At 63.0% G+C, this 26,771-nt stretch carries 24 protein-coding genes and 2 pseudogenes; 18 read left to right on the top strand and 8 right to left on the bottom strand.

Annotated features, from left to right (window positions below; genetic code table 11):
- Nucleotides 1–145 precede the first annotated feature (145 nt).
- The 4 genes from A5686_RS06445 to A5686_RS06430 all read left to right on the top strand — a co-directional run bounded on the left by A5686_RS06445 (nucleotide 146) and on the right by A5686_RS06430 (nucleotide 4,088).
- Nucleotides 146–1,399, top strand: coding sequence for a S9 family peptidase (locus A5686_RS06445; protein WP_067932247.1), 1,254 nt, complete (start codon nucleotides 146–148; stop codon nucleotides 1,397–1,399).
- Nucleotides 1,400–1,410: 11 nt separating this feature from the next.
- The gene (locus A5686_RS06440; RefSeq protein WP_156749967.1) at nucleotides 1,411–2,820 is read left to right on the top strand and encodes a wax ester/triacylglycerol synthase family O-acyltransferase; all 1,410 of its coding nucleotides are present in this window, start codon (nucleotides 1,411–1,413) and stop codon (nucleotides 2,818–2,820) included.
- 123 nt (nucleotides 2,821–2,943) lie between these two features.
- Nucleotides 2,944–3,282 carry a hypothetical protein gene (locus tag A5686_RS06435; RefSeq protein ID WP_067932245.1) on the top strand — a complete coding sequence of 113 codons (339 nt, stop codon included), beginning with the start codon at nucleotides 2,944–2,946 and terminating at the stop codon, nucleotides 3,280–3,282.
- A gap of 128 nt (nucleotides 3,283–3,410) precedes the next feature.
- Nucleotides 3,411–4,088 carry a hypothetical protein gene (locus A5686_RS06430; protein ID WP_067932243.1) on the top strand — a complete coding sequence of 226 codons (678 nt, stop codon included), beginning with the start codon at nucleotides 3,411–3,413 and terminating at the stop codon, nucleotides 4,086–4,088.
- Nucleotides 4,089–4,169: 81 nt separating this feature from the next.
- On the opposite strand, the pseudogene A5686_RS28360 reads toward A5686_RS06430, so the two are convergent.
- Nucleotides 4,170–4,277: pseudogene (locus tag A5686_RS28360) on the bottom strand (Hsp20/alpha crystallin family protein); the annotation flags it as partial.
- 148 nt (nucleotides 4,278–4,425) lie between these two features.
- Here A5686_RS28360 and A5686_RS06425 point away from each other — a divergent pair.
- The 3 genes from A5686_RS06425 to A5686_RS06415 all read left to right on the top strand — a co-directional run bounded on the left by A5686_RS06425 (nucleotide 4,426) and on the right by A5686_RS06415 (nucleotide 6,980).
- On the top strand, nucleotides 4,426–4,857 hold the full coding sequence (locus tag A5686_RS06425; protein ID WP_067932278.1) for a CBS domain-containing protein: 432 nt from the start codon (nucleotides 4,426–4,428) through the stop codon (nucleotides 4,855–4,857).
- A gap of 88 nt (nucleotides 4,858–4,945) precedes the next feature.
- Nucleotides 4,946–6,124, top strand: a complete 1,179-nt coding sequence (locus A5686_RS06420; protein ID WP_067932241.1) for a site-2 protease family protein — start codon at nucleotides 4,946–4,948, stop codon at nucleotides 6,122–6,124.
- 61 nt (nucleotides 6,125–6,185) lie between these two features.
- Nucleotides 6,186–6,980: a universal stress protein gene (locus tag A5686_RS06415; RefSeq protein ID WP_067932239.1), complete on the top strand. Its 795-nt coding sequence runs from the start codon at nucleotides 6,186–6,188 to the stop codon at nucleotides 6,978–6,980.
- A gap of 14 nt (nucleotides 6,981–6,994) precedes the next feature.
- Here the strand turns inward: A5686_RS06415 and A5686_RS06410 are convergent.
- Both A5686_RS06410 and A5686_RS06405 read right to left on the bottom strand, forming a co-directional pair.
- Nucleotides 6,995–7,402 (bottom strand): annotated as a pseudogene (locus A5686_RS06410) (universal stress protein); the annotation flags it as partial.
- 262 nt (nucleotides 7,403–7,664) lie between these two features.
- A complete protein-coding gene (locus tag A5686_RS06405) occupies nucleotides 7,665–8,096 on the bottom strand; it encodes a hypothetical protein (RefSeq protein WP_082947512.1) in 432 nt (143 codons plus the stop codon).
- A gap of 317 nt (nucleotides 8,097–8,413) precedes the next feature.
- Here A5686_RS06405 and A5686_RS06400 point away from each other — a divergent pair, with 317 nt between their 5' ends.
- Nucleotides 8,414–11,233, top strand: coding sequence for a cation-transporting P-type ATPase (locus A5686_RS06400; RefSeq protein WP_231986302.1), 2,820 nt, complete (start codon nucleotides 8,414–8,416; stop codon nucleotides 11,231–11,233).
- 50 nt (nucleotides 11,234–11,283) lie between these two features.
- On the opposite strand, the gene A5686_RS06395 is transcribed toward A5686_RS06400, so the two are convergent.
- Genes A5686_RS06395 through acsA form a run of 5 tightly spaced genes read right to left on the bottom strand, consistent with a single transcriptional unit; the run spans nucleotide 11,284 to nucleotide 16,485 of the window.
- Entirely contained in the window at nucleotides 11,284–11,538 is a 255-nt protein-coding gene (locus A5686_RS06395) for an acyl carrier protein (protein ID WP_067932234.1), read from the bottom strand.
- 6 nt (nucleotides 11,539–11,544) lie between these two features.
- The gene (locus A5686_RS06390) at nucleotides 11,545–12,747 is read right to left on the bottom strand and encodes a dihydrolipoamide acetyltransferase family protein (protein WP_067932232.1); all 1,203 of its coding nucleotides are present in this window, start codon (nucleotides 12,745–12,747) and stop codon (nucleotides 11,545–11,547) included.
- Nucleotides 12,744–13,721, bottom strand: coding sequence for an alpha-ketoacid dehydrogenase subunit beta (locus A5686_RS06385; protein WP_067932230.1), 978 nt, complete (start codon nucleotides 13,719–13,721; stop codon nucleotides 12,744–12,746). Before A5686_RS06385 ends, A5686_RS06390 begins: the two co-directional genes overlap by 4 nt.
- Complete coding sequence (gene pdhA, locus A5686_RS06380; protein WP_067932228.1) at nucleotides 13,718–14,689, bottom strand: pyruvate dehydrogenase (acetyl-transferring) E1 component subunit alpha; 972 nt, start codon at nucleotides 14,687–14,689, stop codon at nucleotides 13,718–13,720. The genes A5686_RS06385 and pdhA overlap by 4 nt, the downstream gene beginning before the upstream one ends.
- Nucleotides 14,686–16,485, bottom strand: a complete 1,800-nt coding sequence (acsA, locus tag A5686_RS06375; protein WP_067932226.1) for an acetate--CoA ligase — start codon at nucleotides 16,483–16,485, stop codon at nucleotides 14,686–14,688. The genes pdhA and acsA overlap by 4 nt, the downstream gene beginning before the upstream one ends.
- 253 nt (nucleotides 16,486–16,738) lie before the next feature.
- On the opposite strand from acsA, the gene A5686_RS06370 reads away from it, so the two are divergent.
- The 10 genes from A5686_RS06370 (at nucleotide 16,739) to A5686_RS06325 (ending at nucleotide 26,770) form a co-directional block, all read left to right on the top strand.
- Nucleotides 16,739–17,725: an NAD(P)H nitroreductase gene (locus A5686_RS06370; RefSeq protein WP_067932224.1), complete on the top strand. Its 987-nt coding sequence runs from the start codon at nucleotides 16,739–16,741 to the stop codon at nucleotides 17,723–17,725.
- Between the two features lie 10 nt (nucleotides 17,726–17,735).
- On the top strand, nucleotides 17,736–17,975 hold the full coding sequence (locus A5686_RS06365) for a hypothetical protein (RefSeq protein ID WP_067932222.1): 240 nt from the start codon (nucleotides 17,736–17,738) through the stop codon (nucleotides 17,973–17,975).
- A gap of 136 nt (nucleotides 17,976–18,111) precedes the next feature.
- Entirely contained in the window at nucleotides 18,112–18,549 is a 438-nt protein-coding gene (locus A5686_RS06360; protein ID WP_067932221.1) for an Hsp20/alpha crystallin family protein, read from the top strand.
- A 12-nt stretch (nucleotides 18,550–18,561) separates the two neighbouring features.
- Nucleotides 18,562–20,604, top strand: a complete 2,043-nt coding sequence (locus A5686_RS06355) for an erythromycin esterase family protein (protein WP_067932219.1) — start codon at nucleotides 18,562–18,564, stop codon at nucleotides 20,602–20,604.
- 352 nt (nucleotides 20,605–20,956) lie between these two features.
- Nucleotides 20,957–21,703 (top strand): universal stress protein, encoded by a 747-nt coding sequence (locus A5686_RS06350; protein ID WP_231986301.1) that lies wholly within the window; start codon nucleotides 20,957–20,959, stop codon nucleotides 21,701–21,703.
- Between the two features lie 18 nt (nucleotides 21,704–21,721).
- A complete protein-coding gene (locus A5686_RS06345; protein ID WP_067932215.1) occupies nucleotides 21,722–22,579 on the top strand; it encodes a universal stress protein in 858 nt (285 codons plus the stop codon).
- A gap of 77 nt (nucleotides 22,580–22,656) precedes the next feature.
- A complete protein-coding gene (locus A5686_RS06340; RefSeq protein ID WP_067932213.1) occupies nucleotides 22,657–23,310 on the top strand; it encodes a response regulator transcription factor in 654 nt (217 codons plus the stop codon).
- A gap of 218 nt (nucleotides 23,311–23,528) precedes the next feature.
- Nucleotides 23,529–25,178 (top strand): GAF domain-containing protein, encoded by a 1,650-nt coding sequence (locus tag A5686_RS06335; protein ID WP_082947515.1) that lies wholly within the window; start codon nucleotides 23,529–23,531, stop codon nucleotides 25,176–25,178.
- 207 nt (nucleotides 25,179–25,385) lie between these two features.
- The gene (locus A5686_RS06330) at nucleotides 25,386–25,877 is read left to right on the top strand and encodes a GNAT family N-acetyltransferase (RefSeq protein WP_197520493.1); all 492 of its coding nucleotides are present in this window, start codon (nucleotides 25,386–25,388) and stop codon (nucleotides 25,875–25,877) included.
- An 11-nt stretch (nucleotides 25,878–25,888) separates the two neighbouring features.
- A complete protein-coding gene (locus A5686_RS06325; RefSeq protein WP_067932206.1) occupies nucleotides 25,889–26,770 on the top strand; it encodes a universal stress protein in 882 nt (293 codons plus the stop codon).
- The last annotated feature ends 1 nt before the right edge of the window (nucleotide 26,771 follow it).

Genomic DNA, 26,771 nt, shown 5'->3' with positions numbered 1-26,771 from the left:
CGATCACCTCGAACGCGCCGCGGCATTTGCGGTGTGTCTGCACAAACGGGTTGAGCCCCTTCCCCGCAACTGCAAAGGACTTTGGTGACTTTCGTCGGGCCGTAAGCCCCTAATGTCGGGATTCCGTCAGTATTAACGTGCCCTCATGGCCGCCGAATCCACCAGCCGGCAATCTGAGGGACCGAACCCCCACAAGTGGGGGGACCTCGCTGTCAGTGGCCTGGGCGGAGTTATCAAGCCGTTCACCCACACCGGCAAGTATCTCGCTCAATCGTGGCGCGATTACCTCGATCAAGCGCCAAACCAACTCCCGATAGCACGCCCTACTCTAGCTCTGGCCGCGCAGGCTTTTCGCGACGAGATCGTCTTGACCGGACTTAAGGCGCGCCGCCCGGTCAGTCGGCCCGAGGTGTTCGAGCACATCACCCGCGAGGTGATCGCCGGACTTGACTTCTACGGCGGCAAAGGCTGGTTGCAAAATCCGACGGAATTCTTCACCGAACCGCCGCCCCTGCCCGAACTCACAGTCCGCCACGTCCGGGGATACCGGCGTTCCTTCTATCGCCTCTCCTATGTCAGTGGGTACCGACCGTGTCCCGGTGAACCGGGTGCGCAACGGTGGCGAACGTACACCGGGAACAACCGTGAGTACGCACTTTTACTGCGCCATCCGCAACCGCGTCCCTGGCTCGTGTGTGTGCATGGCACCGAAATGGGCCGGGGCACAATAGATATCGCCCTTTTTCGCGCGTGGAAACTGCACGACGAGCTCAAGCTGAACGTCGTGATGCCCGTGCTTCCGATGCACGGCCCCAGGGCGCGTGGCCTGCCCAAGGGGCGAGTATTTCCGGGGGAAAATGTTCTTGACGACGTTCATGCGACCGCTCAGGCGGTGTGGGATATCCGGCGGCTGTTGTCCTGGATTCGCTTGCAGGAGCCGGATTCGCTGATCGGATTGAACAGTCTTTCGCTCGGCGGTTATATCGCCGCACTGGTTGCCAGCCTCGAGAGCGGACTCACCTGCGCGATTCTCGGTGTCCCGGTGGCGGACCTGGTGACGGTGCTGGGGCACCATTCCGGCCTGAGTCTCGACGACCCACGTCGTCGCACGATGAAGTTGGCCGAACCCATCGGGCGGATGACGTCGCCCCTGTCGCTTACTCCGCTCGTCCCCATGCAAGGGCGCTTCATCTACGCCGGCATCGCCGATCAAGTCGTGCATCCGCGCGAACAGGTGATTCGCCTGTGGGAGCACTGGGGTAAACCGGAAATCGTCTGGTACCCCGGTGGGCATACCGGATTCTTCCGATCCCAACCCGTGCAGCGGTTCGTGTGGGGAGCGCTACAGCAATCCGGGCTCCTGGGCGCATCGACGCTGCCCCGCGGCAGATCCGCGTAATCGAGGAAGCGGTGAGAGCCCTCAATCCGCTGGACGCCGCGATGATTACCGCGGAGTTGGTGTCCAGTCCCATGCATGTCGGTGTCGTGCTGATACTGTCGCCGCCGGCAGATGCCGGGCCGGACTACATCGATCGGCTGCATCGCGAAGCGCTCACCGACAACCACTCCATTCATCCGAGGCTTCGCAGGTATCCGCATCGAGGTGTTGATACCGGTGGAATATGGGTCTGGCGTGATGTCGACACCGTCGACCTGAGTCGACATTGCCGGCGCTGCAAGGTCTCTGGGGGCCACGATAACTTCTGGCGACTGATTGGCGAATTGGATGCAAAGCGCCTTGACCGGTCGCGCCCGATGTGGATGTCGTACCTGATAGACGGCTTCGAAGAGGGCAAGTTCGCGTTCTATGTCAAGGTGCACCACACCATCGTCGACGGCGTCGCGGGTTTCCAGATGATCGCCGACGCGCTGAGCACCGACCCGCTGTGCCGGTCGATGCCACCCTTTTATGCGGACTTCGGTCATCGTTCAACGCCGGTGCCGGCGTCGACCGGCTGGTTACACCGCCTAGTCGCAGCGGTTCGGTTCCCGGTCGATGCGGCGGCATCGGGCGCCGGCCTGATCGAACGGGTCATCACCGGCGAGCTGTCCACCGTGATCGGCAGCCTGGTCAGGCACACGACCGTCCTGCCGCTGGGAGCTCCGTACACACGATTCAACGGCCGGCTCGGCCCCGAGCGTGCGGTGTGTGCTGCCAGTTGGGCTAAGAGCCGTATTCAAGCAGTGCAACGGCGTGCCGGGGTGACCGGCAACGACGTGATCAATGCGGTGCTGGCCGCCGTCCTGCGGCGATGGTTGGGGGATTGCCGGGAATTGCCCACCCGGTCATTGGTGGCGATCTGTCCGATCACAGTCCGTGGCCATACCCGCCCCGCTGCGGAAAATGAGAAGTACGGCAACAGGTTCGGCCTGTGGCTGTGTCCACTGGGCACCAATGTGGACGATCCGGCGGCACGGCTGGCTATGATCCATCGCTCGATGTCGGAAGGGAAGGACTGGGTGTCAAAACGCGGCTCAGCGGCGTCGCTGCTGGTTACGGCGGGAAGTATCGCCGCGACGGTCATTCTCCCGATGCTTCCGTCGGCGCCGAAGATCCGGCCCGGATATAACCTGCCGATTTCGCATGTTCCCGGACCTCGCGACCAAATGTATTTCAACGGTGCGCATATCGAGGAGATGTATCCCGTGTCAACCGTCTACGACGGTCAAGCCCTCAACATCACGACGTGCTCCTACGCGGACCGGATCGGAATCGGATTCGTTGCGGGAGCCGAGGTGTTGCGCGACATCAGCGCCCTGATACCGCTGACCGAGGAATGTTTGCGCGAACTGGAAGCCGCCGTCGGAGTGGACGGCTGAGCGATCATCTGGGTGGCGACAGGATGGTGGGTGCGGCGCGCTCCGATATTCGGTCGCGGGTAGAGGCTTTTCGGCGCGGGGCCGCCCCGTGGGTTCACCGTCGCGGACCGACGCACCGCACATGTGCGCCACCGCCACAAATACGCCGATATCCGTCTCCCGCCAGAGCGGCGGTTCTACTTCCACGCCTATGACGGCGAATCGACCGCCGCGGCTGCGACGATGCATGCCTTCTGCAAGGCGTTGAGACATCTCGACCAGCAAGTGCTGGAATACCACCTGGAAAGGGGCGACTTCTCTCATTGGCTCGAGGGCACCATCGCCGATAAAGACCTCGCGGCGCGGGTAGCGGCCTGGGAGGACGAGCTGGAAGCCCACCGCGCTGCCGATTTGGAACGCATCCGCGACCAGCTCGTGGACGCGGTGGAGAAGCGTTATCTGCCATCAGAACGACGCGGCTGAGTTGAGCGGATGTCGTAGATTGCGCCAGCGCGGATCTATTTCGGCGGGACATGAGCTGGCGATCATTCCGCCCGACGCGGGGACTATTGGCCCTGGCAGCCAGGGCGTCGCCCAGCCAGACTGGCACCATGCGAATGAAGGCAAAGCGCACCGCCGAAACCGCGGCGCTGCTGCTGTTCTTGTACGGTGCGCGACGGTATTACCGCAATTGGGGCACGACAAAGGCGGAGTCGCAAATGCTCTTGCCGGGCGATACCTTAGTAGCCGACCCGGCTATTCAGACGACTGAAGCGGTATACATTGACGCGCCCGTCGCCGCGGTGTGGCCCTGGCTAGTGCGGATGGGCCAGGATCGAGGTGGTTTCTATGGCTGTGCGGGGCAGAAGAATTCGGCTGGCCTGTGCCGCCATGATGCCGACCAGATACACCCGGAATCGCAACAACTCGAAAGAGGAGATCGAGTGTGGCTGGCTCCCGAGGGCTGGTTGGGTTCACGGGATGGCGTGACGGCGACCGTTGCCGAAATCGTGCCGGAAAAGTACCTGGTGCTCAATGCCACACGGGAAGACGAACGCTGGAATGCAGTGTGGTCGTTTCATGTTCAGCCGCACTGGGAGGACAGGGTTCGGCTGCTCACCCGCGTCAGAATCGGCTTGCGCCACCCCGGCGAGGTGTTCGTTATGGAACTTGTCAGGCCCGTAATAGCCTTCGGCACCCGGGGTCTGTTGCTTGGAATAAAGCACCGGGCCGAGCAATCGATCAAGACATCCGCAATGGGGCCGCAAACGATTCTCGGTGCTGGCTGAGGCGGGCGCAGCGATGCCGAGCACGCGTCTGCCACATGCGTCGGGCTCTGGCTCGAAACACCAGGCCGGTCTTCGCTCCGCCTATCTGGTGATGACTTGGACGTGCTTCGCTGCGGGCGCCGCCTCTGAAACCTTGACCGAGACGGTCAGGATGCCTTTGTCGTAAGTGGCCCGGATGGCGCCCTCGTCTTGCGCTGGTAACCACCGCCTGGCCGCCACCAAGGCCGGCGGGTCAATTGGCAGTCAACCGGAGGTCTAACGACCCTAGCTTCGGCAAATGGGTGGCTCTACCGTCGGCAACAGGCGGGAAACTTCGATCCAGTCCGAGGAGGATGCGATGACCACCGCACGTGACATCATGAATGCCGGTGTGACTTGTGTGGGAGAGCACGAGACGCTCAGTGTCGCAGCGCAACACATGCGCGCACGTGATATCGGCGCGCTACCGATCTGTGGAGACGACGACCGACTGCACGGCATGCTGACCGATCGTGACATCGTCATCAAAGGCCTCGCAGCGGGTCTGGATCCCAACACCACCACAGTCAGGGAACTGGCGCGAAACGGTGTCCACTACGTGACTGCCGATGCGAGCATCCAGGAAATGCTCAACGTGATGGAAGAGCACAAGATTCGGCGCCTTCCGGTCGTCGAGGGCCGGCGCCTTGTCGGCATGGTCACCGAAGCCGATATTGCCCGGCGTCTGCCGGAGCACGCCGTAGTGCAGTTCGTCAAGGCAATCTGCTCGCCCGCGGCGATCACCAGTTGACTGCGCCGGCACGGCGGGTTCGCTCGACCGTCGGGTATGGCAGCAACGCTGAAAACTCTGTTAGACAACGATCTCGGGAGGCGATGGGATGCGTGATGCGGTTCCGCTAGGGAGATTTGCCGGGTTCGAGATCAAGGTTCACTGGAGCGTGATGGTGATCCTGTGGTTGTTCACCTGGAGTCTGGCCACCGCGTTGCCCGGTGCCGTCAAGGGGTATTCGCGACCGATCTATTGGGTGGCCGGCGCGTGTGGCGCGCTGGTTCTGCTGGGATCGCTGCTGGCGCACGAACTGGCGCATGCTGTTGTCGCCCGCCGTATGGGAGTTCGCGTGGGGGATGTGACGCTATGGTTGTTCGGCGGCGTGACGACCCTGCAAGGTGAGGCGAAAACGCCCAAGGCGGCTTTTCGGATTGCGATCGTGGGCCCGGCAACCAGCCTCGCCTTATCGGCGGTATTTGCTGCGTTGGCCGCAGAACTGTCCGTGGTCCGCGCCGGAGCCATTGCCGTCAGCGTTGTTTGGTGGCTTGCGGTGATCAACCTCGTGTTGGGGCTGTTCAATCTGCTGCCCGGCGCGCCCCTGGATGGCGGCCGCTTGGTGCGTGCTTATTTGTGGCGCCGGTACGGCGACAGCGTGCGCGCCGTGGTCGGCGCGGCGCACGCCGGGCGCGTCGTCGCGGTCATCTTGATCGTGTTGGGATTGGCAGAGTTTCTGGTAGGTGGCCTTGTCAGCGGCGTCTGGCTGGCGTTCATCGGCTGGTTCATCTTTTCTGCCGCGCGCGAGGAAGAGCTACAAGTGACGACGCGTCAGGCACTGGCCGGAGTGCGCGTCGCCGACGCGATGACGGCGAACCCGCGTTCGGCTCCCGGCGAGGTTACGGTGGAGGAATTCATTGAACGGTATCTACTCGGTGCCCCGCACTCGGCATACCCGGTCGCCGACCGCGACGGTTCGATCCTGGGGCTGGTCACGTTGAGGCAGCTACGGGCGGTCGCGCCCGGCCGCCGTGCCGCGACGATGGTGCGCGACATAGCGCTGCCGCTGGACCGAGTGCCGACGGCGGCGCCCTTCGAGTCGCTCAGCGCGGTCATCGAACGATTGGCGGCGGCCGGTCCCTGCAGCCGTGCCCTGGTCGTTGATGGCGGCAGAGTCGTGGGCATCATTACGCCAAGCGACCTCGCACGCTTGATTGAGGTTTACCGGCTCGCCCACCCGAGTCCAGGTCAGGACGCGCATGCTCGGAAAATCGAAAAGCATTCAGGGGCATGATGATTAGGTTACCTGGGCGTGATCGAACGCGGTTTCGGACGGCATCGCAGGTGTGCGGGCGATGAAAGCGGTCATCGTGGGTATCGACGGTTCACAGGCGGCGGTCACGGCCGCGTTGTGGGCTGTCGATGAAGCAAAGAGTCGCGCTGTGCCGTTGCGGTTGATCTCGGTCATCGCACCGACGCATATCTCGCCGGACGAATACGCGCGCGATCTCGCTCACGCCGAAAGTTCACTCAACCAAGCACGAGATGCGATAGCCGCCAGCGGCAAAGGCGTAACCGTCGAAACGGAGATCCCGCGTGGGCCGGCGGGTGTGGCTCTGATCGAAGCGTCGCGCGACGCCGACATGGTCTGCGTCGGCTCGGTAGGGATCGGCCGCTATGCGCGTTCGCTGCTGGGCTCCACGGCAACTGACCTCGCCGAAAATGCACATTGTCCGGTAGCGGTTGTGCGCACCGAGTCCGACCGGCCGGCGCCGGAGATCAACTGGGTTGTGGTCCGGATTACCGACGCTCCCAATGACGACGTCGTCATCGAACGCGCCGCCCGGGAAGCACACCTGCGCAGGGCACCAATGCTCGTTCTGGGTTGTCGACCCGAGGAACTCACCGAGGATGCGGACGGCGCATTCGAGCGCCGCGTAAAGGAGTGCCGGAAGCGTCATCCCGAGGTGCGCGTGTACCCGATCACGACCAAGGACGAGATTGCCAGCTTCTTACGGACGAATGGTGAACGAGTCCAGCTCGCCGTGATCGGTGCATCGGAGGCCCATCAGCTGGCGCGGCTCGTCGGTCCCACCGGACATCCGCTGTTTCGCCACCCAGATTGCTCGGTGCTTGTCGTTCGCGGTTAGCGACGAAACCGCCTTCACCAATCCCCGCCGGCTGGGAACTGGGCCGGCGATTTACGCGCCACAATTGTTGGCACCCGCGCCATCTGGCTGACCGCCTCGCCGACCGAACCCACCAGTAATTTGGCAAATTCGCCACGGCCACGGCTGCCCACCACTACGAGTTGGGCACCTTCGGACCGCTGGACGAGTTGCCGTGCCGGCGTGTCGCGCACGACGATGCGATCGACCTGCACATCGGGATATCGTTCCTGCCAGCCGGCCAAACGCTCGGCCAACGCCTCTTCGGCCATTGACAGTGTTGTCGGCCAATCGATTTCGGGCCACTCCGCGACGTTGGTATCGGCCCATGCGTGTAGTGCGAGCAGCCCGACGTTCCTCCACGAAGCTTCGTCGAAAGCCAACGCGGTCGCCAGCTCTGAGGCAGGCCACGATGCCCAACGATGCGTTTCCCGATGACATCACCTGACCCCTAGTCGCAGGTGCTTGGCGTGCTGGTGCTGAATCGGATTGGCAGTTCGCGCGTACTCGTGCCGGGTCGCCGCCGGCGATTGTCCTGAGCGGCTCAATTGAGTCCCTCGATCTCGTCGGCGGCATCGGCCAGCGCCGTCGCCAACTCACGGGCCGCTGCGGCGTCCAGCGTTTCCAGGTGGCGGCTGTGGACTGCGAACTATCCGGGCGCCCGCGTCATGCAGCGCGCGGGATATCTGGGCTCGACGTCGTGGCTTGCGCCGACGGGGGAGCCGGCACCGGCTTCCAGCCGACATAGGTCAGGTAGAGCCCGACCAGCCCGACGACGATGGCAACAGTCACCCACAGGGCGGTCATGCGCATCGCGGCGTCGGCGGCTCCCATGAAGGCATGCGGGAAAGCCATCAGAAATACCGCGCGCAGCGCGAAGACCCATCCCACGACCGACACGGTGATCGCCGCCGCACCTCGCCAGTACTGGTGAAGCCCGACAATGACCAAGGCCGCCAGCAGCAGGAAACCGGCTGTCACGTATGGCAACGCGGAGTTGGCCTCGAAATCCGACAGTAGCTTCCGCATCTCCGATGCGCGGGCTACGGTCGTGGCGGCGAAGATGACCAAGAACGGGCCGAGCACGCGGGCGAACATCCGGGTGCGGAGCTCTGGTTGTTCCGTGGTACTCATTTTTCACACCTCCATTGCTGCGCCTGGCATCCAGCTAGTGACAGGTCACTGTGCGCGAGATTTCCATCTCTTACCGATATTCGAGCATCCAAGCTGGACATGCTGCGAGGGACTGAAGTCCCACGCCATCGGGACATTCGTCGTGAATCCGTCACCGGGGGCCGTCCCCGTTCGCGTGGTGACCAATGGTCGGGACGCAAGGACAAATGACCCTCGTCGGTGCGGCGCGGCGCTAATACCGTCGAGATGGTTGTTTGCGGCCTCCGCAGAAAGGTTGACTCGTGTCTGATCAGGTGCCCACCGCCCCGCGACAACCTGCGGCGGTGGCAGCCCGGATGAGCGACATCAGGACGCACAGGAGTCACACCACGGCCGTTGATGATCAGGGCGCTCCGACCGTGGTTCTCGATCCGGAGGAGGCTGCCGATCGGCTGCTCCGGGATCTGCGCAGCACCAGCGAGGGCCTCTCGACCCGCGAGGCGGAGCGGCGGTTGCTGCAGTACGGACCGAATTCGTTACGGCAACAGCGCGTGCGCCACTGGCCTGCCGAGCTGGCACGCCAGTTCACCCATCCGCTGGCCCTGCTGTTGTGGTTGGCGGCTGGACTGCTGCTGATCGTCGATTCGAATGTCGTTGCCGCCGCGGTCGTATTGATCATCGCGCTGAATGCGGCGTTTTCATTCGTTCAGGAGCTGCAAGCCGAGCGGGCGGTGCAAGAACTCGCAAAGTTTCTGCCGCAGCACGCTACCGTCGAACGCGACGGAAAGATAGCCGAAGTCGACGCGACCCGGCTAGTGCCCGGTGACATCGTGTTGATTCGGGAGGGGGACCGCATCGCCGCAGATATCCGGCTGCTCGACGGTGCCGTCGGGGTCGACATGTCTGCGTTGACTGGGGAATCCGTGCCGGTGCTGCGCTCAGCGGCCATGGCGGAAGCTAATGTGCCGCTGTTGTCCGCGCACGAGTTGGTGTTCAGTGGCAGCAGCTGCACCGCCGGCGAAGCGCGCGGAGTGGCGTTCGCGACCGGCATGGCGACCGAGATCGGCCGCATCGCGGCGTTATCCGAGCGAGTCAAGCCCGATCAGAGCCCGTTGGAGCATCAGGTCCGTCGGGTCGCCTGGCTGATAGCGGCGGTATCGGTGATGCTGGCGCTGTCCTTCATCCCGGTGGCGACCCTGGCTGCGCACCTGACCCTGATCAATTCGCTGGTGTTTGCTGCCGGCCTGCTGGCGGGGATGGTGCCAGAAGGTCTGCTGCCGGTGATAACGCTGGCGCTCGCGGTGGCGGTGCGGCAATTGGCGGGCCGTGGCGCTCTCGTCAAGCGCCTCTCCGCGGTGGAAACGTTGGGTTCGACCGACGTGATCTACACGGACAAAACCGGCACTCTGACCGAGAACCGAATGGTACCGGTCGCCGCTTGGGTACCGGGGCAACGAGTTGAGCTGGGCGACGAGGGTTGTACAGCCGACTCCGCGTCTGTGCGGTCGTTGGCCGCCGCCGCGGTCAGCTGCAACAACGCGCGCCTGAACCACGGGGGTGATCCGACCGGAGACCCGACCGAGATCGCCATCCTGATGGCCGCTCACGCGTTGGGCGCAGACCCCGATCACCGTTGTCGAGACACGCAGCGCCGCTGTCAATTTCACTTCGATCCCGAACTGAAGCTGATGTCGACCGTCGACCAAATGCCCGATCAGCCATGCGTGGTTCACACCAAGGGTGCCCCGGAAGCGGTGTTGTCGATATGCAATCGCGTTCTTAACAGCGACGGCCATCCGGTAACACTCGACGCTGCTGGGCGCGGGGAAATCGAGGCGGCCGTCAATGCATTCGCCGCCGAAGGTTTGCGTGTGCTCGCTTTCGCATCGCGCGAGCTGAACATCGACGAACCGCAACCGCAACGCCGTACCGATGCGGAGCGCGACCTGTGCTTCACCGGCCTGCTCGCGCTGCTGGATCCGCCACGTGCGGGTGTCGCCGACTCGGTCGCCCAGTGCCGGACGGCCGGGATCCGCATCATTGTGATCACCGGCGACCACCCACTGACCGCGAAAGCCATCGCCCAACGCGTCGGCATTACGGGTGAGCATCCCACCGTGGTGACCGGTGATCAATTCGACCGGCTCAGCGAGGCCCAACTCGCGGCGCTGATTCAGGACAACCCCGAGGTGATCTTTGCCCGGGCTTCTCCGGAAGCCAAATTGCACATTGCTGAGGCACTGCACGACGGTGGGCACGTGGTCGCCATGACCGGCGACGGCGTCAACGACGCCCCAGCGTTGCGCTGCGCAGACATCGGTGTGGCGATGGGCAAGTCCGGCACCGACGTCGCTCGAGAAGCCGCGACGATGGTGCTCGTCGACGACAATTTCAGCACCATTGTCACCGCTGTGCATGCCGGCCGGCGCATCTATGACAACGTGCGCAAGTTCATCGTCTACATCTTCGCTCATGCGACGCCAGAAACGGTGCCGTTCTTGTTATTTGCCGTCAGCGGCGGATCGATACCACTGCCGATCACGATCATGCAGATCTTGGCTTTCGACGTAGGCAGCGAGACACTGCCCGCACTATCACTGAGTCGCGAACCCGCCGAACCGGGCATAATGGTCCGCCCGCCGCGCCCCCGCACCCAGGGCGTGATTCGCGGCCCGATGTTGGCCCGAGCCTGGCTGTTTCTCGGAGGCATCGTCGCGACGCTGCAAATGGTCGGCTTCTTCTACGTGTTGTTGAAGGCGGGGTGGCAGCCGGGCATGCCCGTATACGGAGGTGCCCCGCTGCACCACGCCTATCGCCAGGCCACCACGATGACATTCTTGGGCATGATGGCCGGTCAGGTCGGAACGGCTTTTGCGGTGCGAACCCAACGCGCCTCGCTACGGTCGGTCGGCGTCTTCACGAACCGGTACCTACTGGCCGGCATTGCCGCCGAAATTTTACTGGCCGCCCTGTTCGTTTACGCACCGCCTATGCAAACCCTGCTGGGAACCGCCCCGCTACCTCCTTCTGATCTCCTTCTACTGCCGGCATATCCGGTGATCGTCTGGGGGACCGATGAATTCATGCGTTACCTGCTCAGGAAGCGGCATCGCGACACGTAGCCAATCGGCTCAGCACGCGGTAAGGCAACCGTCCCTTCGGGGGGCTGTGATCAGTGGGGGGCTTTAGACGCGTTCTGTTCGACGTAGCCCACCACGTCCGCCAACGTGCGGAGCGAGGCGTAGTCCGTCTCCGGTATGTCGACGTTCAACCGCCGATGAATACCGCGCAGAAAGCTCAGCCAGTCCATGGAATCGAGGTCGACCTGTTCTCGTAGCAGGACGTCATCGTCGATATCGTCGGGTTCGACTTCGGGTGCAATGGATGTCAGCACAGACAAGACCACAGCACGTATTTCATCGGTCATGGCACATCACTTCTCCAGGAGATCGGGTTGCTGGAGCAACTCGTCAATTGCGCCGAGGAACAGCGCACCACGGTGACCATCGCTTGCACGATGGTCGGCGGCCAGTGTGGATTGCACGGTGGTGACGACTCGGATTCCCTCGTTGATGACGCATACCCGCTTCACGGGCTGGCCGAAGCCGACGATGGCGACCTGCGGCGGATAGATGACTCCGAACACCGCATCGACGCCTTTCTCGCCGAGATTGGTGACGGTGATGGTGGGGTCCGACATTTCCGAACTCCGTAGCGAGAACGACCGCGCCCGTGCCACCAGATCGGTTAGGTCGTCCATCAATTCGTCCAGTTTTTTCTCCGGAACGTCGTGAATAGCCGGGGCGACCAGGCCACCGCCGCGCAGCGAGATCCCCACCCCGACATGCACCCCGGCCGCGGGTTCGAAGCCGTCCTCTCGCCAGAATCCGTTGAACTCCGCGAACCGCTGCGCCGCGATGCCGACGGCCTTCAACAACAACACGGCGGGCAGTACCCGTTCATCGATCGACCGCTGCGCATTGCGTGTGGTCAGCCAGGACAGCGACTTCTCCAGAACAATCTCCTCGGCAAGGTAGTAGTGCGGGATCTCCCGCTTAGAGCGGCTCATCGCGGCCGCAATCGACTTACGCATCTGGGCCGCGCGATCGGCCGCCGTGGCCTTGGCCGCCGGTTGGCGGACTGGTTCGGCAACCGCCGCCGCGTGCTCGACGTCGCTGATGGTCACGGCACCCTGGGGTCCGGTGCCGCTCACCGCATCGAGATCGACGTGCAGCGATAGCGCCAGCCGCCGCGCAGCGGGCGAAACCCAGCGCCGATGCGCGGGAGCGGCACTGACAGGCGCCGACGGCTTCATCGACGATGCGGACGCCGGCTTTGCGGGACCTTTGTTCGCGGGCCGGTGCTTCGTTGCGGCCCGCGGCCGCTTATCCGCACGTTCGCCCGGTGCCAGCAGCGTGGCCAAAGTCGTTCCCACCTGCACGGTTTCGCCGATCGGGATGAGCAGCTCGTTTACTGTTCCCTCTTGCCAACATTCGACTTCTACTGCGGCTTTGGTGGTTTCGACGACGGCCACGATCTGGCCGCGGGTCACCTTGTCGCCGGGCTTGATCAACCATTCGTTAAGGGTGCCCTCGTCCATGTCTGAGCCCAATGAGGGCATCTTGAGGTCGATCACGACTGCTCACCGAACAGACTCTGTACGGCCGTGACGATCTTGGCGGTCTGGGGGAGTGCCGCCTGTTCCAGGTGCTTTGCGTAGGGCATGGGGACCTCGGCGCTGCAGACCCTGACGACAGGGGCATCGAGGTCATAGAAAGCCCCCTCCATCACGCGCGCCATGACTTCAGCAGCCAGACTGCCTGTGCGCCAGGCTTCGTCGACGACGACGGCGCGATGTGTTTTACGGACCGACTCGAGTATGGTGGCATCGTCGAGCGGTCGCAGAACCCGCAGGTCCACAACTTCGCAGTCGATGCCGGCCAGCGACAACTCGTTCGCAGCGTCGAGCGCCTTGCCTAGGCAGCCGCCATAGGCTACGAGTGTTGCGTCGTTGCCGGTGCGGCGGACCGCTGCCCGGGCAATATCGGTACTGGCAAATGCATCGACATCGGATGACGTGTTGTAGAGCTGAACGTGCTCGAAGATCACTACCGGGTCCGGATCGGCCAGCGCTGTTCCGAGCATGCCGTAGGCATCCTCAACCGTGGCCGGTGCTACCACCTTGATACCCGGGATATGGGCATACCAGGACTCGAGGCTGTGCGAGTGTTGGGCGGCAAGCTGGCGACCGGCGCCGGTCGCCATTCGGACCACCAGAGGCACAGAGAACTGCCCACCTGACATATGGCGAAGTGCGGCAGCGGTATTGACTATCTGGTCGAGCGCCAACAGGCTGAAATTCACCGTCATGACCTCGACGATCGGCCGAAGTCCGTTGAGGGCCGCCCCGATTCCGATTCCGACAAAGCCGAGTTCGGACAGCGGAGTATCACGCACCCGCTCCGGACCGAATTCCTCCAAAAGGCCCTTGGACGCCGCGTATGTTCCCCCGTACCGTCCGACGTCTTCACCCATCAGCACAACGCGCGGGTCCTTTTGCAAAGCGTCGCGAATGGCATCGTGAACCGCCGTCCGGTAGCTGGTTTTCATTGCGAACCTGCCGGTGTCAGCACGTCGCGCTCGAGATCGACCACGTCCTCCCAAGTCCCCGCCTCGGCGAAGGTCACCGCGTCCTCGATTTCGGCGGCGGCCGCATCTTCGATTTCACGTAGGTCGCCCTTGGACAGCGTTCCGTCGGCCACACACTTTTTGGTGAACGCCTGAATCGGATCGCGTTTGCGCCAGCGTTGCACCTCGCCTTTGTCTCGATACAGTTCGGGATCGAACATGGAATGGGCTCGAAACCTGTAGGTGCGGAACTCGATAAAAAAGGGGCCGCCGGTATCGCGGACGTGGTCGACACCTTGTTGCGCAGCGGTATGGCACGCCTCGACATCCATGCCGTCGACGGCGAGGGTCGGGACCCGGTACGCCGCCGCCTTGACGGTGAGATCCGTCTGCGACTGCGCCCGATCCAACGCGGTGCCCATCGCGTAAAGGTTGTTTTCGCAACAGAACAGCACCGGCAGATTCCACAAAGCGGCCATATTCAGCGACTCATGGAATGCCCCCTCCGCGACCGCGCCGTCGCCGAAGTAGCATGCGGTCACCCGCTTCTGCTGCAGCATCGCGTCGGCGAGCGCGATTCCCACCGCAAGCGGCAAGCCACCCGCAACTATCGCATTCCCGCCGTAGAACCGCTTGGATGCACTGAATAAGTGCATCGACCCGCCGCGGCCGCGCGAGCACCCTTGCTGCTTGCCGAACATCTCGGACATGATTGCGGTCATAGGAATCCCGCGCAGCAGCGCGTGCGCATGCTCACGGTAGGTCGCGACTACCGCGTCGTCGTCGGCCAGCGCGCGCAACGACCCGGCGGCGACGGCCTCTTCACCGACATAGAGATGCAGGAAGCCGCGAATCTTGGCCGCGCTGTACAGTTCCGCGCATTTTTCTTCCATGCGACGGACGCGGACCATATCCGACAGGAGTTCGTAAGCCAACTTGGTATCAGTCACGACGGCACCCCCTCGGCGTCGCGATCAGGGTGTTGTTCGACGGTGGAGGTATCGCCCTCAAGCAGACCCAGCTCACGAGCCTTCAACAGCCGCCGCATGATTTTGCCGCTGCTGGTGTGCGGCAACGAATCGACGAATTCGAGCTCCTTCGGCGCCACCGTAGCCCCCAGCCGTTTGCGGGCGTGGCCTATCAGTTCCAGGCGCAGGTCCTCGTCGCCGACCATCCCATTCTTCAGCGTGACGAAGGCTTTGACTATTTCGCCGACCGTCGGATCGGGCTTACCGATGACCGCCGCTTCCGCCACCGCCGGATGATCGGTCAGGGCGCTTTCGACCTCGAACGGGCCGATCAGATGTCCCGCTGACTTGATCACGTCGTCTTTGCGTCCGAGGAACCAGAAATACCCGTCGGTATCCTTCTTCGCGAGGTCTCCGGTTAAGTAGAGATCGTCCACGAAGCACTTCCGATATCGCTCCTCGGCGTTCAGGTAGCCGCGGAACATCGACGGCCAGCCTGGTTTGAGCGCGAGCTCGCCCTCGACGCCGGGTTGGTCGATGACTGAAATCGCATCGTCATCGTTATGGCGCACGATACATGCGTCCACTCCGGGAAGAGGTCGGCCCATCGAACCTGGTTTGATGTCGAATGCCGGGGTATTGGCGATCATGATGCCGCCCGTTTCCGTCTGCCACCAATTGTCGTGGATCGGCAAGCCCAGCACCCGCTTTCCCCACTTCACTGCCTCGGGGTTCAGCGGCTCACCCACGCTGGCGATAAAGCGCAGCCGCGGGAAACTGTAGCGCGCCGGCAGTTCGGGGCCCGCTTTGATCAGCATCCTGATCGCGGTGGGTGCCGTGTACCAAACCGAAACCCCTTGATCCTGCAGGATTCCGTACCAACGCTCGGCATCAAAATCGGCTTCGTCGACAATCGAGGTGATGCCGTGCAAGAGCGGGCTGATGATCCCGTAGGAGGTCCCGGTAACCCAACCGGGATCCGCTGTGCACCAATAGGTGTCGTCGGAATGTAGGTCAAGGGCGTACAGGCCGGTGACGTAGTGCATCGCCACGGCACCGTGGACGTGGATCGCTCCTTTCGGTGTTCCGGTGGTGCCGCTGGTGAAGTGCAGCAGCGCCGGATCGTCAGCGGTGGTGGGCTCGACGGGCGCATTCTCGTCGGCGGCGTCCATCCAGTGCCAGAAATTGAGTGTTCCAGGTAGCTGTAGGTCAGCTCGGTTTTCGTCGACCAGCAAGATGTGCCGGACCGATGGGAGTCGATGACGAATCTTCGCGATCTTTCGTTGGTAAATCGTTCGGGTGGTCACGAGCACATCGGCTTGCCCGATGTCTATCCGTGTCACGATCGGCTCTGGTCCGAACGCTGAAAACAACGGCGAGACGATGCTGCCGTTGCGTAGCGCGCCCATGACCGTGATGTAGAGCTCGGGGCAGCGATCCATGATCGTGAATACCCGATTGCCCCTGTTGATGCCCAGCGAGCGTAATACGGCGGAGAATCGTCGGGAGAACCGGCCGAGTTCGGCATAGCTGAGATCTCGTGTCGCGATCGCTCCATCCCAGCCCTTATTGGTGATGAAGCGGAACGCGGTGCGGCTGGCAGTCGCGCCGGCCGCGTGCCGTTCGACGGCGGCGTAGGCGATATTGCACTTACCGGGACCCATGCCTTCGCACAATTGCGGCACATCGGACCACTGGAATCGCGCGCAAGCCTCCTCGTAGTTCGTGAGGTTCGGCTGGACGCCGAATTCGTGGAGGTCTTTGTGTATTACTTCCATGCCGAAGTCCTAAAATTCTGACCGACTGGCGACAGCTAGGAATGGGAGTGTCCTTGTCGTCGCGTGGGTGCCTTCATCGTTTCCCCACGCCGCCCGCCGCAATAGAGACGAAAGTCATCGGAAGACCGCGTTCGTCCTTTTGTCCCCCGCGGCATCACCGTCAGCGGAGTCCAAGGACTCGACTGTGGGGACCTAGGACCCTTGCGTCGGTTGCCCATGCGTCAGAAGGTCGTACCGGAAAGGACAGGTGAGGATGATGGCCCGATTGACCGCGGACACCGACGTGATCACGGCGGCAGTCGAGTTGGCGTGTCGCGCCCCGTCGCTACACAACAGTCAGCCTTGGCATTGGGTTGCCAACGACACCAGCGTCGACCTATTCCTCGATCCGCGGCGAACAGTTACGTCGACCGACAAATCCGGAAGAGAGGCGATCATCAGCTGTGGCGCAGCGCTTGATCACTTCCGGATTGCGATGGCCGCCCTCGGGTGGAGTACGAACGTCGAACAGTTCCCGAATCCGAACAACTTCGAGCACCTTGCCTCGATCAGCTTCAGGCCGACCGATTATGTCGCACAGGCCCGCCGCGATCTCGCCGACGCGATCGTGCGTCGTCACACCAGCCGCCTGCCGTTCGGGCCGCCCAAACATTGGTCGTCGGTGGAACCGGTGCTTTGCAATGCCTTGGAAGACGATTTCGTCAGCCTCGACGTGTTGGGCGCCGACGCGCGACCGCGGCTGGCGGAAGCGGCTCGACTCGCCGAAGCCCTGCGTCGCTACGACGATGATTATCACCATGAATTAGACTGGTGGACATCACCATTGAGGAAGTTTGAGGGTATTCCCGACAGCGCATTGGTTTCAGAGGCGGACGACCGCAGAGTCGATGTGAACCGCCGGTTTCCTGTCGACCCGCTGGACGAGCGGAGCTCCGCGGGTACCTACGACGAAGCGAAGATACTCGTTCTGTCGACACTCGGGGACACGCGAGTGGATGCCCTCCGATGCGGCGAGGCGTTGTCGACGATCTTGCTGGAATGCACGTTGGCCGGACTGTCGACTTGCCCGGTGACACACATCACGGAGCTGGAAGCTACCAGGGAGATGATCCGTGACCTCACTCGCCGCATCGCCCTACCTCAGGTTTTGATCCGGGTGGGTGTCGAACCGGAGGGTGAGTCGTCACCCCGGCCGACGCCGCGGCGCCCCCTGGCCGACGTGTTGCGGATCCGGGCCTAGGACGCGAAAAATGGCTTCCCCCCTGGGTGATCGGTTGGTGTTGAACGACTCCGACGTCGATGCGCTCGCTTGGCAGTTCACGAACTCCGTCTACGCCGGCGACACCTATGCGGCTTGGCCGCTGGATCGGAGGCTGGAGGGGTTCCTGCGGCATCGGGGGTTGTTCAGCATCGCCGAAGACGGCGACGCGTTCGGTTTCGTGCTCGACCGTGTCATGGCATGCATCAGCGCGCTTTCCCGTCCGGTTTGACGGGCATGGCTGTCGATCGGTTAGGGAGCTGACGAACGACCCACAACCCGGGGACTTCGGTCCCTTTCGACATTGTCGGCCGATTGGTGCGATGGACAGTGCAAGTACCGAATCACGTTTCATCAGGAGTCATCCAATGGGCACCGTTCCCGTTCGGCGCCGGCCGATATCGCTATTTCCGGAGATCTCGGAGTTGTTCGCGGGCTTCCCATCCTTGACAGGACTGCGCCCAGCCTTCGAGGCGCCCGTGATGCGACTCGAGGACGAAATGAAAGACGGCCGCTACGTAGTGCGCGCGGAAATGCCGGGCGTCGATCCCGCAAAAGACATCGACATCACCGTGCGCGACGGGCAGCTGACGATCAAGGCGGAGCGTAGCGAGAAAAAGGACTTCGATGGACGGTCGGAGTTCTCGTACGGCTCGTTTGTCCGGAGTGTGTCGCTGCCGGCCGGTGCCGACGAAGGCAGCATCGACGCTACCTACGACCAGGGGATTCTCACTGTCTCGGTGGCGGTCTCGGAGGCGAAGCCCGCGGAGCGACACATCGAAGTGCGATCGGCCAATGGACAGTGACCGCGGTGCGCGATGACCAGAGCGGCTGACGTCACCCGACGCTCGCCGCGGCGCGTCTTTCGCGACCGCCGCGAGGCCGGGCAGGTATTGGGAAACCTCCTCACCGCCTACCGCGACCGACCCGACGTGATCGTCTTGGGTTTGGCCAGGGGAGGGTTACCCGTGGCATGGGAGGTGGCAGCGGCGCTACACGCCCCGCTGGATGCCTTCATCGTGCGCAAGCTCGGAGCGCCGGGACACGAAGAATTCGCGGTCGGGGCCCTCGCCACCGGAGGTCGCGTCGTGATCAATGATGACGTTGTGCGCGGCCTGCGGATCACGCCGCAGCAATTGCGCTTCATCGCCGAACGTGAAGGCCGCGAACTTGTCCGGCGCGAGGCCGTTTATCGCGACGGACGCCCACCCGTAGACGTGTCCGGCAAGACGGTCATTCTGGTTGATGATGGATTGGCCACCGGCGCAAGCATGTTCGCGGCGGTGCAGGCTTTGCGCGAGGCCGAGCCCGCCCACATCGTGATGGCCGTGCCCGCGGCACCCGAATCCACCTGCCGAGAATTCGCCGGCCTGGTGGACGATGTCGTATGCGCCAGCATGCCGACGCCATTCCTGGCCGTCGGTGAGTCTTTCTGGGATTTTCGTCAGGTAACCGATGACGAGGTGCGCCAGTTGCTTGCCACACCCACCACCGGCGCGTGGACGAAAACGGCCACCGAGGTCACGCCGGCGCAGGTGATCGCCAGGGTGGCCATCGACGCACCGGCGGGTGTCCCGCCCTGGGAGGCGCTGGACGCGCTGATAGGTGATGCCCGAATCGTGCTGATCGGCGAGAGCTCGCACGGCACACATGAGTTTTACGAGGCGCGAGCCGCGATCACAAAATGGCTGATCGAGGAAAGGGGCTTCTGCGCAGTCGCCGCGGAGGCTGACTGGCCCGACGCCTACCGAGTGAACCGGTATGTTCACGGTCAGGCCGAAGACAAGAGCGCCGACGCGGCACTGAGCGGCTTCGAGCGTTTCCCCGCCTGGATGTGGCGCAACACGGTGGTTCGTGATTTCGTTGACTGGCTGCGCGTGCGAAATCACCGGCAGGAGCCAGACGGTCATCGGCAGGCCGGGTTCTACGGACTCGATCTGTACAGCTTGCACCGATCGCTGCAGGAAGTTATCAACTACCTCGACAAAGTCGATCCGAAGGCGGCGGCTCGGGCGCGGGAGCGCTATGCATGCTTCGACCACGCCTCGGCCGACGATGGTCAGGCGTACGGTTTCGCGGCGGCATTCGGCGCCGGTCCGTCGTGCGAGGCACAAGCGGTCGAACAGCTGGTCGACATCCAGCGCAACGCACTGTCCTACGCGCGCAGGGATGGACTGCTCGCCGAAGACGAACTCTTCTACGCCGAGCAGAATGCGCAAACTGTGCGTAATGCAGAGGAGTACTACCGAGCAATGTTCAGCGGCCGGGTCAACTCGTGGAACCTGCGCGACAAGCACATGGCGCAGACCCTCCACGCGCTGGTCAAACATCTAGACCGCCATTCGGACGTCCCGTCAGCGCGAATCGTGGTGTGGGCCCACAATTCTCATGTTGGCGACGCACGAGCGACCGAGGTTTGGGCGGACGGACAGCTGACACTTGGGCAGCTCGTTCGGCAGCAATACGGTGAGGAGTCTCGGCTGATCGGTTTCAGCACGTACGACGGCACGGTCACCGCTGCCAGCGAGTGGGGCGGGGTGGCGGAACGTAAGGCCATTCGCCCGGCACTCAATGGAAGCATCGAGGAACTTCTGCACGAAACCGGTAAGGCGTCGTTCTTGGTTTCGCCACTTCTCAGCAGGGAAGCCACCAATCCGCTCAGTGCGGTTCGGTTGGGGCGTGCCATCGGCGTCATCTACCGGCCCGAGACGGAACGGCAGAGTCACTATTTTCATGTCCGCCCCGCGGACCAATTCGACGCGATTATCCATATCGATCGGACCCGGGCTCTGGAACCTCTTGAGCCCACCAGTCTCTGGATCGCCGGCGAAACACCCGAAACCTATCCCACCGGACTGTGATCAACGGAGCGGAGTCAACGGACATGGATGTGGGAGCCGAGTCGATTCCCGGCCGAGTGCAGATCGTCACTCGACGATGAATCCGGCTCTTGTGACCGAGTCGGAGCAATTGGCCGCTGCACCCGAGCGGACATCGAAAAATTGTTTTCGCTGGCCGCCGAGCCGTCCGCCTCACGCGCCAATGAACGGGCATGTGTGCCAAAGCGTCTTCTTCGGGACGAACGGCTGTTGACAAGGGGCCTAAGGACTCCTCCATGACCGTCGAAACATCCCTAGTCTGGCATTGAATCCATCAGTGTGCGACACAACACCTAACCCGGGAGCTCCGATGAATCAGCTGCATTCGAAGTCGGTGGTCGTCGGCATCGACGGGTCGCAGGCCGGGGTGAACGCTGCCAAATGGGCGGTCGATGAAGCGATTACCCGACAGCTGCCCCTGCGCCTCGTTCATGTCGCCGGGCGCAAGGGATCACGAGCTACGTCGGCACCACCTTCGGACCGGGAGCTTGAAGCCGGCGAAACCGCCCTCTACCAAGCTGAAGTCGCGGTGGAAGGTGTGGGGAAACCCGTCGAGGTCGAGACGGTCTTGCTCTCCGGCGACCCAGAACAGGTACTGATCGATGAATCGTTGGATGCGGCACTGGTGTGCGTCGGTACCGACCAGCGCCGGTGGGCCGTCGACAAGCTCCTCGGCACAACCGAGGCTGCGTTGGCGACGCGTGCACACTGCCCGGTGGCGATCATTCGCACCAGTCCCGACGGAACGCCGGCGAAGCCCGGGGTGATCGCCGTAGTACTCAATGATGAGCCCGACAACGAAGAGGTTGTCCACCAGGCTATGGAGGAAGGGCGTCGGCGCAACGCCACAGTGCGGCAGATCGATCGGCGCCTGAACAGCTGGGTTCGGCGCTATCCGGACGTGCCCGTTGAGATCGTCGCAGCCGGCACCGGCCCAAGATCATCTGTAAACCACAGCAATGCAATCGAACTCGCCGTTGTGGGTAGGTCCGACGCAACTCATATTGCTGAGCTCGGCACACCCAATTATCACCCGATTGTGGGCTATCCGGGCTGCTCGGTGCTGATTGTCCGGGACTAGGTACCAGAGGCCTCGCCCATGAAGGAGTCACCGAGAGAGCGCCCAGTCGTCGTTGGTATCGACGGGTCGAAGGCGGCGGTGCAGGCGGCTCTCTGGGCTGTGGACGAGGCGGTGGATCGTGACGCTCCGCTGCGGCTGCTTCATGTGATCGAGCAAGGTGATGGGTGCGATGCCGATCCAAAGACCTTGGCGCGCATGTTCGCCGCCGCGGAAACCGCCATCGGGCGTGCGCTCACAGCAATCGAAGCCACTGGTCGGCAAGTGAAGACGGAGATGGAGGTCGTCCGGGGGCCAGCGGTCAGGTCGTTGATCGAAGCGTCGGCATCAGCGGCGATGACATGTGTGGGTGCGGTGGGCCTCCGCCATTTTCGACCGGGCCGGGTAGGCTCTAGCGCTGCGGCTCTTGCCGTCTCCGCGCCATGTCCCACGGCTATCATCCGAAGGCCCGATGATCGGCCCGGCCATTCGGCGCCCGGGATCGTCGTTGAGGTAGACAATTCTCCCGACAGCGCAAAGTTGCTGGGCATTGCCATGGAGGAAGCTCGGATGCGCAACGCCACTGTTCACGCAATCGTGTGCCGGCGAAGCGTGTCCCATGATGTGGCGGTCGAGGGGAAGCACGATCTGCGGGCAGTCGCCGACCTAGATCGCCGGCTGGCCGGCTGCAGACGTCGTTACCCGCATGTCCAGGTGGAAGCGGCGGCGGCCCACAACACCCTGCTCGAATTCCTGGGTTGCAACCGCGGATCGGTACAGCTGGCAATTGTCGGCTCGCAGAATCGCGAGCATCTGCAGGAACTGGTTGGACCGGTCGGCAGTGCCGTACTCCAAGCCGCCGGCTGCTCGCTGCTGGTCGTCAACGGCCGGCATATGTGAAGCCGGAAGACGATGAAATGCGGAGCATCGCGATATGTCTTTACATGGAACGTACGGCACGGTAGGAAGGGCTCGCCATGGTTACAGTCTTTTTGGTCGACGACCACGAAGTCGTCCGCCGCGGACTCACCGAGCTGCTCGCCTCGGACCCCGATCTGGAAGTCGTCGGCGACGCGGGATCGGTGTCCGAAGCGATGGTGCGAATACCCGCGACAAAGCCTGACGTCGCCGTACTCGATGTGCGCCTCCCCGACGGCAACGGCATCGAATTGTGCCGTGACCTTTTGTCGGAGCTTCCGGAGCTGCGATGCCTGATGTTGACGTCGTTCACCTCCGACGAGGCGATGCTCGAGGCAATCCTGGCCGGCGCCAGCGGCTATGTCGTCAAGGACATCCGGGGGATGGAGCTTGCTCAAGCGATCAAGGACGTCGGTGCCGGTAAATCGCTGCTGGATAGCCGAGCGGCTACCGCACTGATGGCCAAGCTGCGGGGCGGCACGGAGCACAAGGATCCGCTGTCCGGACTGACCGAGCAGGAGCGAACGCTACTGGGGCTGCTCGGCGAGGGCTTGACCAACAGGCAGATCGCCGCCCGGATGTTCCTGGCCGAGAAAACGGTCAAGAATTACGTATCGCGCCTGCTGGCCAAGCTCGGCATGGAGCGGCGTACTCAAGCCGCGGTTTTCGCGACGAGGCTTGACCAGCACTCTCCGCCGAATACAGGCACCTGACCTGCGAAGACGGCTTCCGCAGGACCAGCCGTTACAACTTGGGACGGTCCGGGCCCAACGAGACTAAGCTGGCCTGAGCACCTTCGCGTTGATGCCTTAGCACTGGATATGTGTGACGCGCAGTTGCTACGGGGCTTAGTTGTCGGAGGTAACAGGTGGCCAACGACGATAACGGCTCGGCATTTGCCGGACTGGGCGAGCGTGGGCTGGTAAGCAGGATGCACCAGCAGCTCGACGAGTTGCCGGCGGCACGCGATCAGATGGAGCGATTGCTGCGCGTGATCGTCGAGATCGGCTCGGATCTCGATCTTGACGCGACGTTGCGCCGTATCGTTCACGCGGCCAAAGACCTGACTCGTGCTCCGTACGGGGCACTTGCCGTACGTGACCCGACCGGTGCCTTGATCTCATTTATCCACGACGGAATCGACGACGCTACAAGGGAGCGGATCGGACATTTGCCCGTCGGTAAGGGTGTTCTTTCCGTCTCGCTTCTCGACCAGCCGGCCTTGCGCCTGGATGACCTCACCAGACACCCGGCTGCGGTCGGCTTTCCAGATCATCATCCGGCGATGCAAGGATTCATCGGGGTGCCCATCACCATCCGTGGAGCGGTTTTCGGCAATCTTTACCTGACCCACGACGAGCCGGGCCGCGTGTTCTCTGAATCCGATGAGGTTGCCGCCCGGGCTCTGGCGGTTGCCGCCGCAGTCGCGATCGACAATGCGCAGCTCTTCGAGTGCGAACGCATGTCGGTGAAATGGATGGAAGCCAGCCGGGAGATCACCACGGCTCTGCTGTCGAACGCGGAATCGGGCTTTAGCCCACTACAGTTGATCGCCGACCGTGCGTGCGCTCTGACCGATGCCGAGCAGGCGATCGTGCTGGTCCCGATTGACGCTGACTTGCCCGTGGATGAGATCGACACACTGGTGATCTCGGCGGCGGTGGGACTGAACGCCTCCGAGGTCATCGGTCAACGGATCCCGGTGGACTCCTCCACCAGCGGTGGCGTTTTCCGCTCTGGTGAGCCGATAATCACGGAGTCGTTGAGCTACCCGATCCAGGCGTTCACCGACGTCGGGCAGCGCAGCGCAATCTTGATGCCGCTGCGGACCCAGGATGAAGTCGCTGGAGTGATTGCGGTGGCACGCGGCGCCGGCCAGCCACCGTTCGACGACACTTACCTTGACCTGGTTCGCGATTTCGCCAGCCACGCGGCCCTGGCCCTGATGCTTGCCTCGGCTCGCGAGCACGCCCGCCAGTTGACCCTGGTGGGCGAACGGGAGCGCATCGCGCATGACTTGCACGATCACGTCATCCAACGATTGTTCGCCGCGGGCATGGACCTACAAAGCACCGTTGCTCGGGCACGTTCACCGGAGGTTGTCGAGCGACTCAATAAAACGCTCGACGATCTCCAGACGATCATCGAGGAGATCCGCACCACGATCTTCCAGCTGAAATCCCCGTTGGAGCATGAAAGTAGCTTCCGCAATCGCATTCAGCAAGTGGTCACCGATCTCACCGAGAACCGCGGCATCGTCACCACGGTGCGCATGCACGGACCGACGACCACCGTCGGCGGCGAGCTTGCCGAACATGCCGAAGCCGTCACCGTGGAAGCCGTGAGCAACGCCATCCGTCACTCCAGCGCCTCGCGGCTGACGGTCGAAATCGACGTTGCCGACATGCTGGCACTCGACATCATCGACAACGGAAGCGGCATGCCCGCCGATAATCAGCGGCGCAGCGGCCTGGCGAACATGCAGTACCGCGCCGAACAGGTCGGTGGCCGTTGCGAAATCTCCAACGAGGCCACCGGCGGTACGCGCGTCCACTGGACCGCTCCGCTCAACGCTGGCTGATCGGCAACTCGCACAACGCCTATGGGACCAATGGCACCGGCACTGGGCCGAATGGCCCTGGCCGAGCTTCAACGCTCCGGATAACGTGATGTCCAGGCCCGCCAACCGAGCACAACGCGGCGCCCGGCCCGTCAAGGAGACGTAATGAGAAGTCAAGCGGTGAGAGACACTGCCACATCCCAATTGTTGGACGGCCGGGTGATCTCATTGCGTCGCATCGACGGGAAGGACGCCGAAGCTGTCGTGGCGCTCCACCGACACCTCAGCGATCATGACCGTTACTTCCGCTTCTTCACCCTGCATCCAGCCCACCTCGACCAACTTGTGAGGGAGCTGATCGAACCCAAGGACGGGCAGTGCGCGCTGGGCGCATTCGACGGAGACCGGCTGGTGGGTGTGGCGAATTACACCGTCTGTGCTGATCCGACGGCTGCCGACATCGCCATTGTGGTCGCTCATGAAGATCATTCGGTCGGCGTGGGAACGGCATTGCTCAAACGCCTGGCCCAAATCGCCAGAGTCAATGGAATTCGTCGATTCGTCGCGGACGTGTTGGCCCAGAACCACCTGATGCTCGCTGTCTTGTCCGATTTCGGCTGGCCGCGTGAGCGAAGCGATTTCGGATCGGTCCTTCACCTGGACATCAGCTTGCCTGACCGCATCGACGTGTCATCGCATGCCAGTCAAGGGATTGCCTAAAGGAGCGCGACATGTCGAGGACCAAGAATCACGGGATACTGGTCTGCGTCGACGGTTCGGCGGCAGCCGAAGCCGCCGTGGCCTGGGCAACCCACGAGGCCGGCCTGCGCGACTTGCCGATTACGCTGATGCACGCCGTGGCTCCGGTGGTCGTTGGTTGGCCGGTCGGGCAGCTGTATGAGGACATGCCGGAATGGCAGCGAGAAACGGCACAGCAGGTCATCGATCAAGCGCGTAAGGTGGTCGCTGCCAACCTGGATGACGCGAGACCGGCCGAAATACGCACCGAGATCATTTATTCCAGCGTTGTTCCGGCAGTGGTTGATGCTTCGAAGGACGCATCGATGGTCGTCGTCGGCAGCCAGGGATTCGGAGCGATGGGCCGTTTGCTGCTGGGTTCGGTCACCGCTGGATTACTTCACCATGCTCATTGCCCGGTGGCGGTCATTCACTCCAACGCGGCTGTGACACCCGCTGCCAACGCACCCGTGCTGGTAGGCACCGACGGATCGCCCGCATCGGAAGCCGCAATCGCCTTGGCTTTCGACGAGGCGTCTCGCCGGGGCGTGGGCCTAATTGCACTGCACGCTTGGAGCGATGTGGGCATCTTTCCCATGCTAGGGATGGACTGGCGGGACAGCGAGCTTCAGGGGCAGGAGATCCTCGCTGAACGCCTCGCGGGCTGGAACGAACAATATCCAGACGTGCACGTCAAGCGAGTGATCGTGTGCGACAAACCTTCTCGGTGGCTGCTCGAAGAAGCAAAACACGCTCAGCTGGTAGTTCTCGGTAGCCGAGGACGGGGCGGGTTCCCCGGCATGCTGCTGGGGTCGGTGAGCTCGCACGTCGCGCAGGCGGCGACGGTTCCGGTGATTGTGACCCGCGGTCGCTGAT

The organism is Mycobacterium sp. E2479 (assembly GCF_001667925.1).
Lineage (GTDB): Bacteria > Actinomycetota > Actinomycetes > Mycobacteriales > Mycobacteriaceae > Mycobacterium.
This window is presented reverse-complemented; position numbering and strand designations above follow the sequence as displayed.